At 55.8% G+C, this 17,980-nt stretch carries 20 protein-coding genes and 1 pseudogene; 9 read left to right on the top strand and 12 right to left on the bottom strand.

All coding sequences use genetic code 11. From position 1 onward, the window contains the following. Window positions 1-112, top strand: a pseudogene (locus CU103_RS23835) (IS110 family transposase); the annotation flags it as partial. A 14-nt stretch (window positions 113-126) separates the two neighbouring features. Here the strand turns inward: CU103_RS23835 and CU103_RS23830 are convergent. Beyond that, on the bottom strand, window positions 127-933 hold the full coding sequence (locus CU103_RS23830) for a DUF6456 domain-containing protein (protein ID WP_106666514.1): 807 nt from the start codon (window positions 931-933) through the stop codon (window positions 127-129). Then, entirely contained in the window at window positions 930-1,385 is a 456-nt protein-coding gene (locus CU103_RS23825) for a helix-turn-helix domain-containing protein (protein ID WP_245448964.1), read from the bottom strand. Before CU103_RS23825 ends, CU103_RS23830 begins: the two co-directional genes overlap by 4 nt. Before the next feature lie 197 nt (window positions 1,386-1,582). On the opposite strand from CU103_RS23825, the gene CU103_RS23820 reads away from it, so the two are divergent. Then, a complete protein-coding gene (locus tag CU103_RS23820; protein ID WP_106666513.1) occupies window positions 1,583-1,870 on the top strand; it encodes a cytoplasmic protein in 288 nt (95 codons plus the stop codon). Window positions 1,871-2,046: 176 nt separating this feature from the next. Here CU103_RS23820 and CU103_RS23815 read toward each other — a convergent pair whose 3' ends face one another. Beyond that, entirely contained in the window at window positions 2,047-2,478 is a 432-nt protein-coding gene (locus CU103_RS23815; RefSeq protein WP_106666538.1) for a Ros/MucR family transcriptional regulator, read from the bottom strand. Window positions 2,479-2,881: 403 nt separating this feature from the next. On the opposite strand from CU103_RS23815, the gene msrB reads away from it, so the two are divergent. The 3 genes from msrB (at window position 2,882) to CU103_RS23800 (ending at window position 5,946) form a co-directional block, all read left to right on the top strand. Continuing rightward, window positions 2,882-3,286, top strand: a complete 405-nt coding sequence (gene msrB / locus CU103_RS23810) for a peptide-methionine (R)-S-oxide reductase MsrB (RefSeq protein WP_106666512.1) — start codon at window positions 2,882-2,884, stop codon at window positions 3,284-3,286. A 100-nt stretch (window positions 3,287-3,386) separates the two neighbouring features. Beyond that, a complete protein-coding gene (locus tag CU103_RS23805) occupies window positions 3,387-5,492 on the top strand; it encodes a S9 family peptidase (RefSeq protein WP_106666511.1) in 2,106 nt (701 codons plus the stop codon). A 115-nt stretch (window positions 5,493-5,607) separates the two neighbouring features. Beyond that, entirely contained in the window at window positions 5,608-5,946 is a 339-nt protein-coding gene (locus CU103_RS23800) for a metallophosphoesterase (protein WP_106666510.1), read from the top strand. 45 nt (window positions 5,947-5,991) lie between these two features. Here the strand turns inward: CU103_RS23800 and CU103_RS23795 are convergent, their stop codons facing one another. The 5 genes from CU103_RS23795 to CU103_RS23775 all read right to left on the bottom strand — a co-directional run bounded on the left by CU103_RS23795 (window position 5,992) and on the right by CU103_RS23775 (window position 10,522). Continuing rightward, window positions 5,992-6,960: an aliphatic sulfonate ABC transporter substrate-binding protein gene (locus CU103_RS23795; protein ID WP_106666509.1), complete on the bottom strand. Its 969-nt coding sequence runs from the start codon at window positions 6,958-6,960 to the stop codon at window positions 5,992-5,994. A gap of 148 nt (window positions 6,961-7,108) precedes the next feature. Beyond that, entirely contained in the window at window positions 7,109-8,038 is a 930-nt protein-coding gene (locus CU103_RS23790) for a c-type cytochrome (RefSeq protein WP_106666537.1), read from the bottom strand. A gap of 147 nt (window positions 8,039-8,185) precedes the next feature. Beyond that, window positions 8,186-8,638: a c-type cytochrome gene (locus CU103_RS23785; RefSeq protein WP_106666508.1), complete on the bottom strand. Its 453-nt coding sequence runs from the start codon at window positions 8,636-8,638 to the stop codon at window positions 8,186-8,188. Window positions 8,639-8,814: 176 nt separating this feature from the next. Further along, a complete protein-coding gene (locus tag CU103_RS23780; protein WP_106666507.1) occupies window positions 8,815-9,195 on the bottom strand; it encodes a hypothetical protein in 381 nt (126 codons plus the stop codon). 1,015 nt (window positions 9,196-10,210) lie between these two features. Beyond that, window positions 10,211-10,522 carry a hypothetical protein gene (locus CU103_RS23775; protein ID WP_106666506.1) on the bottom strand — a complete coding sequence of 104 codons (312 nt, stop codon included), beginning with the start codon at window positions 10,520-10,522 and terminating at the stop codon, window positions 10,211-10,213. Window positions 10,523-10,699: 177 nt separating this feature from the next. Here CU103_RS23775 and CU103_RS23770 point away from each other — a divergent pair, with 177 nt between their 5' ends. After that, window positions 10,700-11,344 carry a DNA-binding response regulator gene (locus tag CU103_RS23770; RefSeq protein ID WP_106666505.1) on the top strand — a complete coding sequence of 215 codons (645 nt, stop codon included), beginning with the start codon at window positions 10,700-10,702 and terminating at the stop codon, window positions 11,342-11,344. Window positions 11,345-11,346: 2 nt separating this feature from the next. Here the strand turns inward: CU103_RS23770 and CU103_RS23765 are convergent, their stop codons facing one another. Further along, entirely contained in the window at window positions 11,347-12,075 is a 729-nt protein-coding gene (locus CU103_RS23765; RefSeq protein WP_280954622.1) for a sulfotransferase-like domain-containing protein, read from the bottom strand. A gap of 69 nt (window positions 12,076-12,144) precedes the next feature. Between CU103_RS23765 and CU103_RS23760 the strand changes: the two genes are divergently transcribed. Both CU103_RS23760 and CU103_RS23755 read left to right on the top strand, forming a co-directional pair. Further along, window positions 12,145-12,696: a putative pterin-binding protein gene (locus CU103_RS23760; protein WP_106666503.1), complete on the top strand. Its 552-nt coding sequence runs from the start codon at window positions 12,145-12,147 to the stop codon at window positions 12,694-12,696. Next, the gene (locus CU103_RS23755) at window positions 12,696-13,937 is read left to right on the top strand and encodes an ATP-binding protein (protein WP_162707197.1); all 1,242 of its coding nucleotides are present in this window, start codon (window positions 12,696-12,698) and stop codon (window positions 13,935-13,937) included. The genes CU103_RS23760 and CU103_RS23755 overlap by 1 nt, the downstream gene beginning before the upstream one ends. Window positions 13,938-14,030: 93 nt before the next feature. Here the strand turns inward: CU103_RS23755 and CU103_RS23750 are convergent, their stop codons facing one another. Beyond that, window positions 14,031-14,630, bottom strand: coding sequence for a superoxide dismutase (locus tag CU103_RS23750; protein WP_106666501.1), 600 nt, complete (start codon window positions 14,628-14,630; stop codon window positions 14,031-14,033). Window positions 14,631-14,881: 251 nt separating this feature from the next. After that, window positions 14,882-15,760 carry a branched-chain amino acid aminotransferase gene (locus CU103_RS23745; RefSeq protein ID WP_106666536.1) on the bottom strand — a complete coding sequence of 293 codons (879 nt, stop codon included), beginning with the start codon at window positions 15,758-15,760 and terminating at the stop codon, window positions 14,882-14,884. Between the two features lie 423 nt (window positions 15,761-16,183). On the opposite strand from CU103_RS23745, the gene CU103_RS23740 reads away from it, so the two are divergent. Next, a complete protein-coding gene (locus tag CU103_RS23740; RefSeq protein WP_106666500.1) occupies window positions 16,184-16,897 on the top strand; it encodes a L,D-transpeptidase in 714 nt (237 codons plus the stop codon). 122 nt (window positions 16,898-17,019) lie between these two features. Here CU103_RS23740 and CU103_RS23735 read toward each other — a convergent pair whose 3' ends face one another. Then, complete coding sequence (locus tag CU103_RS23735; RefSeq protein WP_106666499.1) at window positions 17,020-17,967, bottom strand: LysR family transcriptional regulator; 948 nt, start codon at window positions 17,965-17,967, stop codon at window positions 17,020-17,022. Window positions 17,968-17,980: the final 13 nt, after the last annotated feature.

The following is a 17,980-nucleotide window of genomic DNA, read 5'->3' as shown; positions in this document are numbered from 1 at the left end:
CGGGACTGGAAAACCGCCAAAGGTCGCTATAACTGCAATCATGCGAAAACTTATCGTCCTCGCCAACGCGCTCCTGCGCGACAACCGAAAATGGAACCAAAAAGCCACTTGATCAAAACGGATACTCTAGCTTCCAATCTGCGGCCGGTAATCCTCCGTTCCCCAATGAATGATGCGGGCCTTTCGCCGCGCCGGCGGGGCCGGATTATAGTGCCGGTCAAGCGCCGCCAGGGCCGTTTTGAGGATAAGTTTGGCCGAGCGTACCGGCCATTGCCGTTCGCGCTCGATCGCCTCCAACCCTTTCAGGAAGCAGCAGACATCAACGAGAACGCCGGAGAGTTCCGGTCCAACCGCCTCCAGCGCCCGTTCAACCCGCTGACGTGCAGCCAGCGCGGCATTGGTGATCTCGAGCACACCATTGGCGCGCGTGCCGGATCCTGTCACGTCCCAGTCGACACCGATCGACGGCATCAGGTTGCCGAGCGTATAATCCGAGCGCAGCCGCTCTCCGGCCGTGAAAGCATCATCACTGATCAACTGTCTCCCGGATGCATCCTTGCGTCGACGCAGCATCGCCAATGGCGATTCCGCATTGTTGATGCATACCGGCGTTAAACCATTCTCATGGGCAATCGCGGTCGTGGAAATATGCCGATGCTGGGCGGCGTACGCATCGTCCGCGCATTCAAGGCGGCGCAAATGGGCCCGGCCGGCATCACTGATCACCAGGCTTTGATTGCGGAGGACGCCAAGGCCATCGCTTATTACGGATTTCACCGCAACGCGTTCAATGGAAATACTGCCGTAAGCCCCACTTTCGAGCATCAGTTTTTCGCGGTTCGCCTGTTCCGCAATCCTGACTGGCCCCTTGGCGAGAAACCGCAGCAGGCGCGTCATGGCCGGATTGGCTCCATTCCTTTGGGAAGCCGTCATCGGCGGGCCGTCCCATCACGTACGAAGGCAGTCCTGACAATATTTTCAATCGTCTGGATAATCCGGTCGAACTCCAGTTCTTCGCGCATATCCTCGATCAGATGGCAGGCATGATTGACCGTGCTCCGGTCGCGGCCGAACGCTCGTCCTACCTCGCTCATGGTCAGGGCCAGGGTGACATGGGCGATATACATGCCAATCTGCCGAACGCGCGCAACGGGACGTCCGCAGCGTGAATTTGAACGCAGGTCACGTCCGCTGACATTGAAGAACGTGGAAAGTATATCAACGACACCATCGCAGATCTGAAAAAGCCGCTCATCCATCGGCGCGTCCTCGTCTACGAGGACCGGTGCAGGCGCCTTGAACCTGCCCCGCCGCGGCCGAAGCGCGTCGATCATTGCCTGGGCTTCGGTTGCAGACCGGATAAGGCGGGGGAAATTCAAGGACATTCTTGCTCCACTTCCGTGATAGGAATATCTTCTTATAAATTCTCTATCAAGGTCGTGGATAAGTTTTCCGCCACTCACCATTTAAGGCGCTGTTATTTCATTGTAATTTGTCCTTCGGAAAAGATATATAGGACTTTTATCCTACATGCGTCGCCTTCAACCATACTGCCTCGATCCACGAGGAAGGAAATGGAACCATGTCGGCGATTGAATGGAATAAACAGAAAAGCGCATTTCTTGCGGCGAAGGATGAGGCACAGAACCAGGCAAGGCAGCGGATCGCGCTTCAATTCCTTTGCGGCGAAGATCTCGATGCCGTCCTTGCGCATGATGATGAGAGCAAATCACGCATATGCAGGCGCCTCAAACGCCTGATCGAACGCGAACGGCTCAAGGGTTTCAAGGGACACTGGAGCTACGATCTCAATCGCCACATCGGATTGAAGCAGGCACTTGAGAGCCTCAAAGCCTCGATATCGTCCTGACTGAGACCTCGACCAGCTGGACATAAGGGGAAGCAGACTGCTGAAACAAGCCGGCCGGGATCATCGAACCAGGCGTCGCGGCGCCATAGCGATGATCCCTTCGATCCCCCCGCCGCAAACGCAAAACGGCGCCTCCCGGCGCCGCTTCGTCGAATACAGAGAAGCCCTTACGAGACTTAAGCGGCCTTTTTGCGCTTGCGGCCAAGGCCCATATTCTTTGCCAGGCGCGAGCGGGCAGCGGCATAGTTCGGAGCAACCATCGGATAAGAAGGATCAAGATCCCACTTTTCACGATACTGTTCCGGAGTCAGGCTATAGTGTGTCATCAGATGGCGCTTCAATGACTTGAACTTTTTGCCATCTTCTAGGCAAACAATGTAATCGTCCGCAACAGACTTCTTCGGATTGATAGCTGGCTTGGGTTTTTCCTGTACCGCAACCACTGCTTCACCGCCGGCGCCGACACGGCCCAAGGCAGCATGAACATCAGCAATCAATCCTGGCAGATCACCGGCCGGTACCGAATTGTTGCTCACATAGGCAGCAACCAATTCCGCCGTGAGTTCCAACAGGACATCGCTGGCAGTTGTGTTTGAATTGTCGAACATGGTCATCTAAGTCCAATTCCTTCGTCTAATTTGAAATTTGGGTAGGTAGATTAAAATCACCAATATAAAGTCGAGAACACACGGAGTCTCCAACGCCTTTGGTAACATTCTATTCCGGAACATATTGAATTTGTCAAATCAATACTTCGTTCACGAAAGAAATATTTCAAATAGTCCGGCAAGCAGAGTTTAACCATGGACGACCGGGGGTAGACGCAAGAAAGCCAGAGCCCGACTGCACGTGCGAAAACTTGTGAGTGCGCAGATACCGATTTGCGCCATACCACTAAGACAAAAAATGGCAAAAATGAGGAACAATCCCTCGGCGCACAAGCATTCTATAATAACAGATATTGCGGCAAGTAGTGTTGAAACCTACATCAGTGTAAAAAAGGAGCCTGCAATGAGCACAAAAACATTCAAGGTCGTGAAATCAGATGCCGAGTGGCGGGAACTGCTAACGCCGGAGCAGTATCAAATCACCCGGAACCATGGAACCGAGCGCGCTTTCTCAAGCCCGAACTTCGATAGCAAGCTGCAAGGTCTTTATAAATGTGTCTGCTGCGACCGTCCGCTCTATCGGTCTGAAACCAAGTACGAGTCGGGCACGGGCTGGCCAAGCTTCTACGCTCCAGTCGAACCGGATGCAGTGAACGCAGTTGAAGATCGCTCCTATGGCATGCTCCGCACAGAAATCAAATGCGCCGATTGCGATGCGCATCTTGGTCATGTTTTCCCGGATGGCCCCCCTCCGACCGGCTTGCGTTATTGCATGAATGGCAACGCCTTGGTCTTTGATCGGGATTGACGGGGCGATAACTTTCCCTACACCTCTCTTTGCACACACATCAGATTGATTGCCGGGCGGATATTTCGTACCCACCGGCGCAATTATTGAAAGACTTTCCATGACCAGCACGTCGCGTTTTTCCAGCATCCCTGCTCCGCAGTCCGAGAAGAGACCTGTTTCCGATACCCGCCACGGCATAACCCGTGTTGATAATTATGGCTGGATGCGTGCAGAAAACTGGCAGGACGTTTTTCGCGATCCCTCCACGCTCGATCCGGCGATCCGCACGCACCTCGAAGCGGAAAATACCTATCAGTCGGAGCTCATGGCCGACACGAAACCTCTCCAGGAAAAGCTTTTCAGCGAGATGAAGGGACGCATCAAGGAGGATGATTCATCCGTGCCTGCCAAGGATGGCCCGTTTGCCTACGGTACATCCTACAAGACCGGCGGCCAGCAGCCGCGCTTCTTCCGTACGCCGCGTGACGGCGGGCCGGAGACCATGCTGCTCGATGGCGATCTTGAAGGTGACGGCAAGGCTTATTTCCGCCTTGCCTCCGCCGATCATTCCCCCGATCACAGCAAGATGATCTGGGGTTTCGATGACAAGGGTTCGGAGTTCTTCACGCTCAAGGTCCGTGATCTCGAAACATTGCAGGACACTGCTGAAACAGTTAGCGACACGTCCGGCGGCGGCGTCTGGAATGCCCAGTCGGACGGCTTTTACTATACGCGCGTCGATGCCAACCACCGGCCGTCCCGCCTGTTCTACCACCAGCTCGGCCGGCCCGAGAGCGAGGACCGGCTGATCCGCGAGGAAAAGGACCCGGGCTTCTTCCTCGGCGTCGGCGGCAGCACGCTGAACGATTTCATCTTCATCGATATGCACGACCACGAAACGTCCGAGATCTGGCTTCTCCCCGCAAACGATGCCACCGCCGAGCCGAAACTTGTGGCGGAACGGCAGACGGGCATCGAATACAGCCTGACCGAAGGCGGTGACGTCTTCTACATCCTCACCAATGCCGACGGCGCCAAGGATTTCAAGATCATGAGTGCGCCGGTCACAGCGCCAGAAAAGGCTAACTGGACCGAGGTCGTCGCCCACAAGCCCGGGCGGTTGCTGCTCGGACATTCGGCTTATATGAATCATCTGGTCTGGCTCGAGCGCGAGAACGGCCTGCCGCGCATTTTCATTCGCGACCGTCAGACCGGCGAAGAGCATTCCATTGCTTTCGATGAGGAGGCCTATGCGCTCGGTCTGCAGGGCAGCGCGGAATATGATACGGAAGTCATCCGCTTCTCCTATTCGTCGATGACCACCCCGACGCAGCTCTACGACTACAACATGCGCACGCGTGAACGCACGCTCCTGAAAACCCAGGAAGTTCCATCCGGCCACAATCCCGACGATTATGTAACGCGCCGCCTGCTCGCACCCGCTCCTGACGGCGAGATCGTGCCCATTTCCATCGTCTATCACCGCGATACGAAGATCGATGGTTCGGCGCCCTGCCTGCTCTATGGCTACGGCTCCTATGGCATTACCATCCCGGCAAGCTTCAACACCAATTGCCTGTCGCTGGCCGATCGCGGTTTCATCTACGCCATCGCGCACATTCGCGGCGGCAAGGACAAGGGCTATGACTGGTATGAGAACGGCAAGCGCCTGAAAAAGATGAACACGTTCACGGATTTCATCGCCGCGTCGCGCCATCTCGTCGAACAGGGCTTCAGCAGCCCTGATCGCATCGTTGCGCAGGGCGGTTCGGCCGGCGGCATGCTGATGGGTGCAATCGCCAATATGGCGCCTGAAAATTTTGGCGGCATTATCGCGGAAGTGCCCTTCGTCGATGTCATCAATACGATGCTCGACGACACGCTGCCGCTCACGCCTCCGGAATGGACCGAATGGGGCAATCCGATCACATCGGCGACCGATTATGCCTACATGACCTCCTATTCGCCCTACGACAATGTCGTCGCACAAAATTATCCGCCGATCCTTGCCGTCGCTGGCCTCACCGACCCGCGCGTGACCTATTGGGAACCGGCAAAATGGGTGGCAAAACTGCGCGAGCTCAAGACGGATGATAATCCCGTGCTCTTCCGCATCAATATGGATGCGGGCCACGCCGGCGCCTCCGGCCGTTTCTCGAGGCTGGAAGAAATCGCCTACGTCTATGCCTATGCGCTGAAACTGGTGGGAAAAACGCAAATGTGATCCACCGCGCCGAAACTTGCGCGGGTCTGGCTCCGTTCCTGGCATCTGAACGCTGGAATTAAGGCGCAATCGCGCGGCAATTTCAGTATAATCGATCCCGACGGAGGATTTTAAGATGAAACGAAGCGCATTTGTCCTGATGCTTGGTCTTGGCTTCCTGGCGCAACCTGTACTGTCGCTCGTGGATGCGGGCGACGTGCAGGCCGCAGTTCGCAAGAATGTCAGCGAATATGCCGGTCAGCGCTGCAGCCCGCCGCCACGTGGCAGCGGGGTTATCATCGGGCGATTCCAAGGGTACATGGACTCACCGATCATTTCCAACGGCGATTCACGCTGGCCGGTCTCGGCCTATCGCTGCTTCCGTTCGTTCGACGAATGCCGGGGCTGGCTTTACACGATGCAGAGCAAATACATCGCCTCGACATCCAATACGATCGCCTGCGAACGGCGGTAGGATGGCCACAGACCTGTTCGAGAGACCAGCCTGATGGACGGCTGCTTAAGCGGGCCTGCCCTTCCAGACAACTTCGCTGACATTGAGCTTCTTCGGCAGGATCTTGAGATCGAAGAACTCGTCTGCCAGAGCCTGTTGATAGGCGACGGCGCCGTCAGAGATCGCGGCGACGCTGCCAAGATCTGAACCCTTGCGCGTCAGGGCAACGCGCTGGATGTCCTCCGGCACGCCAGTGATCTTCGAAAGCGTCTTGATCGTCTCGTCGAGATTCTCCTGCGCGCTTCTGCCAACGATGGTCAGTTCATCGAAGACTTCCGTCAGCACATCGCCATGCGCCGCGGTGAAGTCACCGTTGCTGAGAAAAAACGACCATGATTCAACGATACCCTCGGCAGTTGCCAGGACCCGCGTTTCCGGCCTCTTCTCGGCAACGGCAAAATAGGGGTCCCAGATCGCCCAGGCATCGATCTGGCCGGCGGTGAAGGCCGCAGCCGCATCGGAAGGCGAAAGGTCGGACGCGGTGACGTCCGCAACCGTAAGCCCGGCCGAACGTAGTGCTTTCACCGTGAAATTGTGGGCGCTCGATCCTCGCTTGAAGGCGATGCGCTTGCCCTTGAGGTCGGCGATCGACTGGATGGGCGAATCCTTGCGGACCAGTATGGCCGATCCTGCCGGTGAGCCCCTGTATGTTCCGGCATAGAGCAGATTCCCGCCCGCGGCCTGCGCAAAAAGCGGCGGCACATCGCCGGTCGGCCCGAAGTCGATGGCACCGGCACCGAGCGCTTCCAGGAGTGGCGGGCCAGAGGAAAACTCCGCCCAGCTCACGCTGATACCGCGCTGTTCGAAGCGCTTCTCCAGTGCACCCTGCCCCTTTGCCAGCGCCAGCACACCATTCTTCTGCCAGCCGATGCGCAATGTTTTCAGGGGCTGCGAAGTCGCGCGGGCGGCGAATGGCAGTGCTGTGGCGGCGGCAACGCCGCCCAAGAGAGCGAGTGTCTGTCTGCGGTTCAACATTGGAGCTTCCCTTTCCATGACCCTGGCGCCACCCCGGGGGCACCTTGCCGGAAAGCATGGCGCAAACGACCGGTACCATCGACGTCAGAATTGCCGAACAATTGCCGGTAAAGGAAAAATCATGCCTGCTTTGGCGAAGTGTGCGAAATCACTTGGCGGGTGCGGGATAGCCATTGGGATGTGCAGGCACCGCTTTCAGGTAGGCGGCGATTGCATCACGGTCGGCGGATTCGAGGTGCGCCGTGTTGAGGACAACGTCAGCCATCGAGCTGCCGAGCGAATCGAACTCCGGCGTGAAGCCGCTCTCCAACGCATAGGCGATGTCCTTCTGCGACCACGAGTCGATGCCGCCCTCGCCGCCGGTAATATTCGGAACCACGCCCTTGCCTTCCGCTGCCGTGGCGCCCGCCAGCCACTGGGTCTTGTCCATTCCACCAATGGCATTGCGCGGCGTATGGCACTCGCCGCAATGGCCGGGGCCTTCCACCAGATATTGCCCGCGCTTGATCGCGTCGCTCGCATCGGCAATCGTCAGTACGGGTTCTGGAGACAGATAGAGGCGTTTCCACAATCCCAGCCCGCGCCTGATATTGAACGGGAAACCGAGCTTGTGCGGCCCGGCGACATTGTCCGACGGCGGCAGGGTTTTCAGGAAAGCATGGAGGTCGGCAATATCCTGCACCTGCATCCGCGCGTAGGACGTGTAGGGAAAGGCCGGATAATAATGCCTGCCGCCGGGCGAGACGCCTTCCAGCATGGCATTGGCGAGATCATCGAATGACCAGTCGCCAATGCCCTGTTTGGACGGAGAAATATTCGGCGTCACGAACGTGCCGAACGGCGTGACGAGATTGAGACCGCCGGCCAGCACGAGCCGGGCATCGCCCTTGGCGCCCGGTGCGGCATGGCAGGCAGCACAGCCTCCCTGCCAGAAAACGCTCATGCCTCGCTGCGGGTCACCCGGGGCCACCGCCGCGAGGCGCGCCGGATCGACATGGGACGGAGCCGTCAGGAACCAGAACCCGGCCCCGCCAATAAGCGCCAGCAGGATAATGAGCAATCCAAGCTTGCGCATCATGTTAGAAAGCGATCTCTTGAGAAGCCAGCCCGATGAGGTGGCTGGCGTGATTTTCGCGAACCGGAGCGCAGTGGACATCAAGTCCATGAGCCCGGAAGCGCAGAAAATCACGTCAGATGACCCCCGGGGTGAGGTTATCAAAGGTCGCTACTCTTTCTTGATGCGGAAGGCCTTGTGACAGGCGGCGCAATTCTCCGTCACCTGGTTGAAGGCCACCTTGAAGCTCTCGAGATCTTTCGGCTCGGCCGCAGCTACCTCGGCCGCGTCCTTCTTGTACTTGGCCAATGCGGCCGTGAAGCCGGCATTGTCTTCCCAGATCTTTGGCGAAGCGGTCGTCTCGCCGCCCTTGTCCGAGCCAGCTGGAAACAGTGTGGCCGGATCGATCTTCTGCGCGTCCTCATTGAGGTGCTTGAGCGCAGCGATCACGGCAGCAGCGTCGAAGGGCTTTTCACCTTTGATGATGGGTGTGATGCTGCCGACGGTCTTTCCCTGATCCTTCATGATCGCCTGCCGGTCCTTGATCGGATCGGCATTCGCCGACGCCGAAAAGACTGCGATGGCAAGCAACGGCGCCGCAGCAAAAGAAATCAGTCTGTTCATGGAGTCTCTCCCAACTCTTGTGGCTAAAATGGTTTGGCTTCAAGGGTTTCCGGCTGGCACTCTAGATTAAAGATCGCGAAAAGCACCCGCACCTGGCGATCACATTTTCGTATGTTCGCTGTGTTCGGGTTTCATAAAAAAAGCCCCGGTCAATTTGACCGGGGCTCTTCATATTGTCAGAAATCCAGTATCACGTTGACACCGCTTCTGCGGTAATAACGGTTGTAGTAGGGACCATCGTCCCAGCTGCGATAGTAGCGTGGACGATCCCACCGGCGGTAATAGCGGCGATCCCAGCGGCGGTCCCACCTGCGATTATGGTAACGGCGGTCCCATCCGTAGTGCCGCCGATCCCAGCCATGATGCCGGCGGTAATGTCTCCGGTCCCAGCGGCGGTCCCAGCGGTCGCGATGACGCACATTTTCGACATTTGGATTGTTCGTGGCCGCTTCAATCGGCTTCTGAACGGTAAGCGGCGCTGCGTTTGCAACTTCGGCCGCACCGAAGGTTCCAACCGATATCAAGACGGCGCATATTGCAGAAATCAACTTTCTCATTGTTCCTCCAGTGAAATGCCCGCTTGGGAAGGGCTTTCAACGTTAACGTCCCTAGAGGATTAGACTTAAGTCCAATCCCATGAACCTTGGATGAACAACGAATGTGGCAGAGTAAAGGATGACCTCTGCCTGATCACTTATCGAATCAAACAATTCACATTCGTGAAAACGGCTGTGGAAATGGTCCCTTTCATCATCGGTATGACAGGCCCGCCGTGGATTGTGCAACCACTGAAGCAGCAACACTTCGACGAGCGTTCTGCTGCCGGAGTTTCTGGCGGCTGCCCTCATAATCGGGAGAGAAATACTCTATGATGCGCGTATGGCCGTTGGTGTTGCTATTGGCCTTTCGGGCCAGGGAATCTGGCCGGGCCAGGCTATGTGCCGGCATAATCGTCAACCCAACGTTTAAAGTCTGAGCGCCAGCCGCACCAATCGGGCAAAAAGATGTTGAGGTTAGGATCGAGACGCAAAGGATCGAGGCAAATTTTCGCATAGCACCTCCAGTGATCGCCTCGCATTTTTGCAAGGCTTTCAATAGGTTAACGCCGACACGTTATACTAAAGTCTGATGATTATCCAGGGCATCGGATTCAACATCGCCCTTGGCCCATAGCTGACCACGGGCATTGAATTGCCCTGCACCAAGATCACCATCTTCTTTGCCCGCTGTCGAATCAATCCGGGCATTAGCGTTAATGATGCAGCTAAAATTTTATATATATTTTAATGGGTTAGCGCCCCAACGATTGCGATGCGCCGCTCGTCCGACACGCAGGTCTGGCGCTCCACGGCGAATGCCGGCGCGTCCGCTGATACTCAAGCAATTGCTTATTTGACAATCGGTATTCGGCTTGTTGCTGGGATACTTCCTTGCCAATTCTGTGGCGCAATCAATGCAAAACGGCCCCGCCAGTATGACGGGGCCGTGTGCACGACTAGCGACAATGCCGCCTGGATAGGTATGAGAATAACTTCAGATATTCTTGATAGGTATGAAAATAGCTATAGTTATTTATAAAGAGCGCTCACTCGCTTCGCTAATCGTTTGGTCATGAAATAAGGCTTGGCGTAAATGCACAGCCTTGGCGGCAACATCTTGAATAGTATTCGCGGGGCAACGGAGCAATTCATCCCTGGACTGCCGTTCAATAACCCTTGCAAAGCGCAAACGCCGATCGATTAGCCGGTATTCAACCCCAGCGGCTTTGAATTTCGCCCGGGCCTGTTCAAGCCGTTCGACCTCGCACCGGGCTTCCTTATGAAAATTTATAGCCAACATCAATAGAATTGTTTCTATTCTGGCCTCCATGAAATTGTCGTTCATAGTAAATGGTCTGGGCTTCAAAATTGCGGCGCCTGAAAAGCAGTTGTCATCTCGTACGATCGATTTAAGTGGATTCCACACTTCGCAAAAGTGACAACCTTGTCCCTATTTGATTTCGAGCGATTCGACTACGGTGCCCGCATTGGTGATCGCACATTTTGAAAGCAGCTGTTTTATATGACGAAGTCGAATTCGATTCAGGAGATATTGATCGTCGAAGACCAGCACCTCATGCGGCTGGCGCTCGTGCAGGAGATGCAGGCGGCCCTGCCCCTTTCCATAGTCCACGCGACTGCCACGATGACGTCGGCATTGGAGCAATTGCGTAGAGTCCCTTTCGCACTTGTTGTGATTGATCCGGGTCTGCCTGATTATGATCCAAGGTCGGAAAACGATCGCATGACAGTGATCAAGACGATCGTCGAACGATCCCCGACGGCAATCCACATTGTCATAACCGGTTCGGACAGCGAGAAGGAATGGGAGGCTTGCCGCACCATGGGAGTGGCTGGCTATATCGCCAAGAACAGCCTGAAACCTGGAACAATGTCCACCATCCTGGAGCGCATCTCAGATCATGGCTATTGCGTGGGCATCATGCATGAGACAAGCGTCGCCCCGGAAATCTATCATACCGCCCTGTCACCCAGAGAGCAGGAAGTCCTCGCCTGGATGATGCAACGCCCTGCCGGCGTCAGCCGGAAGGAAATCTATGACCAGCTCGGTGAGCATATGAGCATCGATGCAGCATCGGCCGAACGCTATTATAAACGCGCAAAGGCCAAACTTTTGAAATCAGGGCAGTTGCCAGATTCGCTTTGATGTCAAGGGGTTCCGGCTCTTTTACGAACTTCATGGATCGAGAAACTCCGCATGTGTTCGTAGATTGGCGCAAAGCGCTCGACCGTTTCGCGAACCCGCGCCGGATACATATCAAGATCGATAGCAGTCGAGTTAGGCAGAAACTTTGTGCTGTTGATCGCCTGTCGGTGCCAGGCCTCCCTACTGACCCAATCCTGACGGCTCCCCTCATTCCAGTTCAGCGCTTCAAGCATCGGATCGAGGCCAAGTGCATCGAAATAGCCTTTGACGACGGTTGCGGGACTTTGTCTTAGGATTTCGCCATCGATGACAATGGGAACACGGCCAGATTTTGCCCTAACCCATTCGAAAAGCTGCAATTGCTTTTCAAACCCCGCCTCTTCGTCGGTATAATTGTCGAGGATTTTGTATAGAGATGGGACTGAAAACTGTGGATGCCTGATAAGAAACGTATTAACGCTATTCTCGATTAGGTCGCCATCAATATAATCGATAACGTGATGGGCCATCTCCTTCACGAAGACATTTTTTGTTTTGCTTGCAGCTAATATACCTTTGGTAAGGACCTCAAACTCCGAAACAGCCGCAATTTTGGAATAATTCGCTTCTCTATATTTTAAGTATATTTGGCAATACGGCTCGCCAAAAACTAGGAAATCTCCCCTGTTTGCCACCATTTTTTCAAATGCCGTCGACAACGATCTTGGAGTGCACCATATATTTAACAACATAATTTTTAATATACTTTGTAATATTTTGATTTAATTTAATATTTTTTAATATATACTATGGAGATTACGTTGTCTAGATTAAAATTCTTAATTATTCCAAGATTATTATTATTCGCTTCTGCAATCTCGATCGTTCAAGCACAGGCGCAGGCACCCGACCCCGACACCTTGACCATAGAAGACACTGCCGGCAAAGCGACCGCAACGTACACGATCGAATCCTTGCGCAAAGAATATGTTCTGCAGGAGCGGACGACTGCTACGCCGTGGAGCGGCTTAGGTACGATAGAATTTCGTGGCCCCCTGCTCAAGGACATCCTGGCAAAGAACGGCATTGCCGGCGCCAGGGAGTTCGAAGTTCTTGCGTATAACGATTTCATTTCGAGGATAAGTGCGGTTGAGATTGACGCCTATTCTCCAATCCTGGCGATCGAACAACGCTGTACGGATGAGGATCGGAGCCGAAGTCTTTGTGAGGCCAATCAGACCTATCGCCCCCTCTCGGTCGACGATGGTGGTCCGTTCTATCTGGTCTGGCCATTGAAGAACCTTCCGAGGAATTATGTACCCGGCCGAAATGCCATATGGGTATGGTTTGTGGTGAAGGTGCGGCCCATCTGATGCGGTACCCTTTTCGTCAGTTTGTTCCGGCTGCGCTCTGCGTGGGCCTCTTCGTCTCGCTGGGTCTCAGCATCTGGTCGATATCCCGTTCCGAATCCTACAGGCAGCAAACGGAGGCTATATATGGCCAGGCGCTGGAAATCAGATCCCGAATTTCCCAATCCAAGGAGCAAGTTGCCCGCATAACGGGCTATCTTGAACTGGCAGCCAAGACTGGGGAGCAGAATTTCCATTTGTCTCAGTACGTCAAGCTGCTGCGGTTCAATCTGAAATCTCTGGCGCATTTGGAATATGCGCATGTGTTCCTGGATAACCAAAACATTCTCGGCCTGCAGACAGCAATCAACAGGCTCGACAGCGATCTCATTCCGGTCGGAAAAACGCAACGTGGCTATGGGTCCGCCCTAGTTTCAATGGCGGCCATCGACAACTATCTTGTTGAGGTGGCAAGCAGGACCGTCGGCAATAGCCAGGGGTTGAGGGTTGCGGCACAAATCCAGACTGACGCCGCCCATAACAGACTGAGGCTCTTCGGCGCAGTCTCGGCCCTGATCCTCTCTGCGATTGCCATCTATCACTACAACAAGGTGGGTAGGGACAGGGACCATCACATCCGATCGTTTTCAATGCTCTTTGCTCACATGACACGTACCCGGATCGCCGCGTTGCGGTTATTTCTTGGTTATCTCGATGCGAGAACACTTCCGCCGCCGGAAATGACCGAGGCCGCCTTGCGAACAATTCTGGAGCTGGATTCGATCACCGAGGCCCTGACGACAATCGGACATGCGCGCGCCGAATCAAAACCCGCGCCGCTCGGCAAACTCATCGAGGAGATCGTCAGAAACTGCAAATACGATACCCGCGTCGAAGCCGATGCCGAGGCGCGTGCGGTTTGCGTACCAGCTTCACAATTTCATCTGTTGATCGACGAACTCGTCGGCAATGCGATCAATGCCGTTGCCGCGCGGGAGGATCCGGCGATTTCCATTAGAGCTACCGTCAAAAAACGGTCGCTGCGGCCCTCGCAGCTGATCCTGACCGTCGTCGACAACGGAACTGGCATGAGCCCGGACCTGCTGGCCAAGGCGAGAGACCCATTTTTCTCCACCAAAGCCGGTGTTCATGTCGGCCTCGGCCTCACCAACTGCGCTGAATTGGTGAAGAGCATGTCGGGAAAGCTGGACATAACGTCCGCGGCGGGAATAGGCACCAGCGTCCGCATCACCTACACGATTTAGACAACTGCCATAGGGCTCTCCAGTCTGGAGGCAGTAGGGCATACAAAAACGGCCCCGCTTGTGACGGGGCCGCTTTCCTGATCCAGAAGCCGATTATTTGGCTTTTTCGTAGAGTTCGAGAACGTAGTCCCAGTTGATCAGGTTATCGACGAACGCTTCCAGGTATTTCGGGCGGGCGTTGCGGTAATCGATGTAATAGGAATGTTCCCAGACATCGACACCGAGGATCGGCGTTGCGCCATGGACGAGCGGGTTCTCGCCGTTCGGTGTCTTGGAGATTTCGAGCTTGCCGTTCTTGACCGAGAGCCAGGCCCAGCCGGAGCCGAACTGCGTGGTGCCGGCAGCGATGAAATCGGTGCGGAACTTGTCGTAGCCGCCGAGATCCGAGTCAACGGCCTTTTCGAGCGCGCCCGGAAGCTTCTTGCCGCCGCCGCCCTTCTTCAGCCAATGCCAGAAATGCAAATGGTTGTAATGCTGGCCCGCATTGTTGAAGAGGCCGGCATTCTTGCCGTAGGACTGCTTGACGATCTCTTCGAGCGAAAGGTTCTCGAGACCGGCTTCGGCAGCCAGTTTGTTGCCGTTGTCAACGTAAGCCTTGTGGTGCTTGTCATGATGATATTCAAGCGTTTCGCGCGACATAAAGGGGGCGAGCGCATCGTAATCATACGGCAGTGCGGGCAGTTCGAAAGCCATGGAAGTCTCCTCTTCGATATAATCTGTGCCGAAAACGCGTTTAGGTCAGGGCAGCCGAAAATAGTGGTTTTCGAGGACCGGAGCACAGTGAACTTTTGGGTTCATGAGCACCGGGCCGCAGAAAATCGCCTTTTGCAGGCCGCCATGGCGTAGACGTCATCCTGACAAAACCTGCGTTCGTTACATAGGTCCGTATTTCTTCGGGAGCAATGCGGAACGGATCAATATTTCCGTCTCATCCGGTTTGAGGGTTAAATTTTCGGCGTCGAGTGTGCAAACTCCCAATAAAGCTCCCTCGCCTTTTTGGCGATCGGACCCGGCTGAAGATCGCGATCTTCAATACGGGTAACGGGAACGACCTTCGAATGGTTCCCTGTCGAGAAAATCTCGTCGGCACCAAGAAAATCCTGCACGCTCAAGGTCGTTTGCGTGGTGCGGAAACCATAGTCGGCAAGCACGTCGATGGTGCGCTTGCGCGTGATGCCCGAAAGGAATGTCCCGTTCGGAGCGGGCGTGAAAATATGCCCGTCCTTGACCAGGAAAATATTGGATGTTCCGGTCTCGGCGACATTGCCGAGCATGTCGAGCACCAGCGCATTGTCGAAGCCGCGCGACTTTGCCTCCAGGATCGCCCGGCCATTGTTGGGATAGAGACAGCCCGCCTTGGCGTTGGTCGGCATGGTCTCGAACGTCGGGCGGCGAAACGGCGAGACGGTAACTGAAAACCCGGTCGGCGCGATCATCGGCGCTTCGTAGAGGCACAGGCAGAACCGCGTCGAGTCCGGATCAGCCGGCACGCCCATGTACCCGCCATGTTCGGCCCAATACATGGGCCTTATATAGACCGCGGTCTCGCCGTCGAATTTCTTCAATCCGTCATGGGTCAGGCCGACGATTTCCTCGGCGCTCATGGTCGGGTTGAGGCCGAGCGCAATCGCCGATGCGTTGACGCGGGCGCAATGCCGGTCGAGATCGGGCGCAACACCCTCGAACCAGCGGGCGCCGTCGAACACCGACGACCCCAGCCACATAACGTGGCTGCGCGGACCCACCAAGGGCACGTTGCCCTCATACCAGTCGCCATCGACATAGGTCCAAGTCACTGTCTGAGCCTGAGTATTGACCGCCATGATGTTGATTCCGTTCCTGCTGGTAATTTTTGCCACCTTATCTCCCCCCTTGCGGGGGAGAAAGCGATTTCAGCATCTTAGCCTCTTTGCTAAGTGCTAGAAATCGCAAGAGAGGGGATTTGCTTCACTGAACTACCCCCTCACTTGGATTTTCCAAGGATTTAGCGAAGAGGCTAAATCCGGGAAAATCCTTTCTCTCCCACAAGGGGAGAGATAACCGGCGTTCTCACGAAGTGTTTATCCGCAGTTGAACGCGCGAATGGCTTGCGCGAGAGCTTTTTGTTGCTGCGGCGCAACAGTCCCCGCGTCGCCTTGTTTGCGCCCTATTGTCAACGGTTAGCCGCCATATTCATTGTGCGTTTAGAGTACAGCGACCACACCGGTGCTTGTTCAACCCGTCCTTCCCACGAATTTGGTTCAATAATGCAAAATACAATTTCCCGCCGCGGCTTTCTTGCTGCGTTGACAGCAACTGCGGCCGCAGGCCTCGCAGGCTGCGCCCAAATCCGCGAGGACATGCCCGTCATCCAGGTCGATGATTACGGCAATCCGCTGATGCAGCCGCAAATGGATGTCGATCCGGCATTCGCCTCCTATGCGGCGATGTATTCGGCACGCGAAGATGACGGCTTTCAGCTGCCGGCGATCCCTATCGAGAAGATGGACAAGCGCTACCTGCGCCAGATCGTCCAGGACCCGACCGGCGAACAGCCGGGCACCATCGTCGTCGATACCAACGACAAATTTCTCTATCTGGTGCGCGAAGGCGGACAGGCCGTCCGCTACGGCGTCGGCATCGGCAAGGAAGGCTTTGCCTGGTCCGGACGGGCTGTTGTCCAGTGGAAGCGCCATTGGCCAACCTGGACCCCGCCGGACGAGATGGTCGCCCGCCAGCCGGAGCTGGTCAAGTTCAGCGCCAGGAATGGCGGGATGCAGCCAGGTCTCAAGAATCCGCTCGGCGCCCGCGCGCTTTATCTCTTCAAGGATGGCGTCGATACGCTCTACCGCCTGCATGGCTCGCCGGAATGGTGGTCGATCGGCAAGGCGGTTTCGTCCGGCTGCGTCCGCCTGATCAACCAGGACATCATCGATCTCTACGACCGCGTACCAAACAAGACCCCGGTGCTGGTGACGTAGTCACACCTGATCCATACATGGAAAGGCCAGTGGTGGGCGGGAAGCCGCGAGACCGTGCATACCGGTCTCGGCATTGCGCGTGATTTGGTCTGATCACACGAAAACAGTATCGAAACCATTGCTCAGGCAATCTGCGATGTCTGCTGCACAAGTCCAAATAGCCAGGCCACTCCCCGGTCCATCAGGGCGGCGTTGGTCGCCACTGCGAGTATCTGGTCCGGCGGGCGCGATACGGGCGACTGGGTAATCTCAAGGTCGAAGCGTTTGGCATAGGTTTCCGCGAGCCGTTTCGGCAAGGCCGTCACGAAATCTGTTTCGCTCAGCATTGACATGGCCTGCATGAAGTTTGGCACCGTCAAAGCAACTCTGCGCGAGCGGCCGAGCGCAACGAGATAGTCGTCGAACATCCCGTGACTGTCGCCGGTGAGCGACACAACGATGTGCTGCATGTGGCAATAGCGATCCAAAGTGGGGTCGCGCGAATAGGGATGCCCGGCCCGCGTTGCGATCACGAAGGTCTCTTCGTACAGCGGCATCTTGGTGAAGCGGGCGGGCACAGTCGCCAACGGCACAATTGCAATATCGAGAGTTCCAGCTTCCAGTTCGTCAAGCACGGGCTCCCACGCACGTTGGGGTCCTCTTGCCCTGTTGGGCGGCAAGAGTTGTCTTGCGCCGAGGTCAATACCCGGTGCGGATCTCTGCAGCTCACTGAGCAACGGGGGCAGGAGTACCGCAGAAACACCATCTGGTGCGCCAATCGTAAAGCGCCGTCGAGATGTGCGCGCATCAAAGGTCTCGGCTGTCGATACAATATTTCCAATGCGTGCGAGAACGTCAGAGACCGGCTCCCGCAACTCCATCGCGCGCGCCGTGGGCACCATGCCTTTTGGTGTCCTGAGAAAGAGCGGATCGTTCAGAAGTCGCCTGAGCCGTTTCAATCCATGACTGACAGCTGAGGGCGAAAGATTAAGTTTCTCGGCAGCCCGCCCGACATGCTGCTCCTCCAGGACGATTGCAAAGAGGACCAGCAAATTGAGATCTACGCGGTTCAGATTAATTTCATTCAGCATATTGCTGAAATCA

Source organism: Phyllobacterium sophorae (assembly GCF_003010965.1).
Classification (GTDB): Bacteria; Pseudomonadota; Alphaproteobacteria; order Rhizobiales; family Rhizobiaceae; genus Phyllobacterium; species Phyllobacterium sophorae.
Note: the sequence above shows the minus strand (reverse complement) of the source record. Positions and strands in the feature narration are given on the sequence as shown.

Coding starts and splice junctions, on each gene's coding strand:
- CU103_RS23830 (WP_106666514.1), bottom strand. CDS start 933: ATGACGGCTTCCCAAAGGAATGGAGCCAATCCGGCCATGACGCGCCTG.
- CU103_RS23825 (WP_245448964.1), bottom strand. CDS start 1,385: ATGTCCTTGAATTTCCCCCGCCTTATCCGGTCTGCAACCGAAGCCCAG.
- CU103_RS23820 (WP_106666513.1), top strand. CDS start 1,583: ATGTCGGCGATTGAATGGAATAAACAGAAAAGCGCATTTCTTGCGGCG.
- CU103_RS23815 (WP_106666538.1), bottom strand. CDS start 2,478: ATGTTCGACAATTCAAACACAACTGCCAGCGATGTCCTGTTGGAACTC.
- msrB (WP_106666512.1), top strand. CDS start 2,882: ATGAGCACAAAAACATTCAAGGTCGTGAAATCAGATGCCGAGTGGCGG.
- CU103_RS23805 (WP_106666511.1), top strand. CDS start 3,387: ATGACCAGCACGTCGCGTTTTTCCAGCATCCCTGCTCCGCAGTCCGAG.
- CU103_RS23800 (WP_106666510.1), top strand. CDS start 5,608: ATGAAACGAAGCGCATTTGTCCTGATGCTTGGTCTTGGCTTCCTGGCG.
- CU103_RS23795 (WP_106666509.1), bottom strand. CDS start 6,960: ATGTTGAACCGCAGACAGACACTCGCTCTCTTGGGCGGCGTTGCCGCC.
- CU103_RS23790 (WP_106666537.1), bottom strand. CDS start 8,038: ATGATGCGCAAGCTTGGATTGCTCATTATCCTGCTGGCGCTTATTGGC.
- CU103_RS23785 (WP_106666508.1), bottom strand. CDS start 8,638: ATGAACAGACTGATTTCTTTTGCTGCGGCGCCGTTGCTTGCCATCGCA.
- CU103_RS23780 (WP_106666507.1), bottom strand. CDS start 9,195: ATGAGAAAGTTGATTTCTGCAATATGCGCCGTCTTGATATCGGTTGGA.
- CU103_RS23775 (WP_106666506.1), bottom strand. CDS start 10,522: ATGAACGACAATTTCATGGAGGCCAGAATAGAAACAATTCTATTGATG.
- CU103_RS23770 (WP_106666505.1), top strand. CDS start 10,700: ATGACGAAGTCGAATTCGATTCAGGAGATATTGATCGTCGAAGACCAG.
- CU103_RS23765 (WP_280954622.1), bottom strand. CDS start 12,075: ATGTTGTTAAATATATGGTGCACTCCAAGATCGTTGTCGACGGCATTT.
- CU103_RS23755 (WP_162707197.1), top strand. CDS start 12,696: ATGCGGTACCCTTTTCGTCAGTTTGTTCCGGCTGCGCTCTGCGTGGGC.
- CU103_RS23750 (WP_106666501.1), bottom strand. CDS start 14,630: ATGGCTTTCGAACTGCCCGCACTGCCGTATGATTACGATGCGCTCGCC.
- CU103_RS23745 (WP_106666536.1), bottom strand. CDS start 15,760: ATGGCGGTCAATACTCAGGCTCAGACAGTGACTTGGACCTATGTCGAT.
- CU103_RS23740 (WP_106666500.1), top strand. CDS start 16,184: ATGCAAAATACAATTTCCCGCCGCGGCTTTCTTGCTGCGTTGACAGCA.
- CU103_RS23735 (WP_106666499.1), bottom strand. CDS start 17,967: ATGCTGAATGAAATTAATCTGAACCGCGTAGATCTCAATTTGCTGGTC.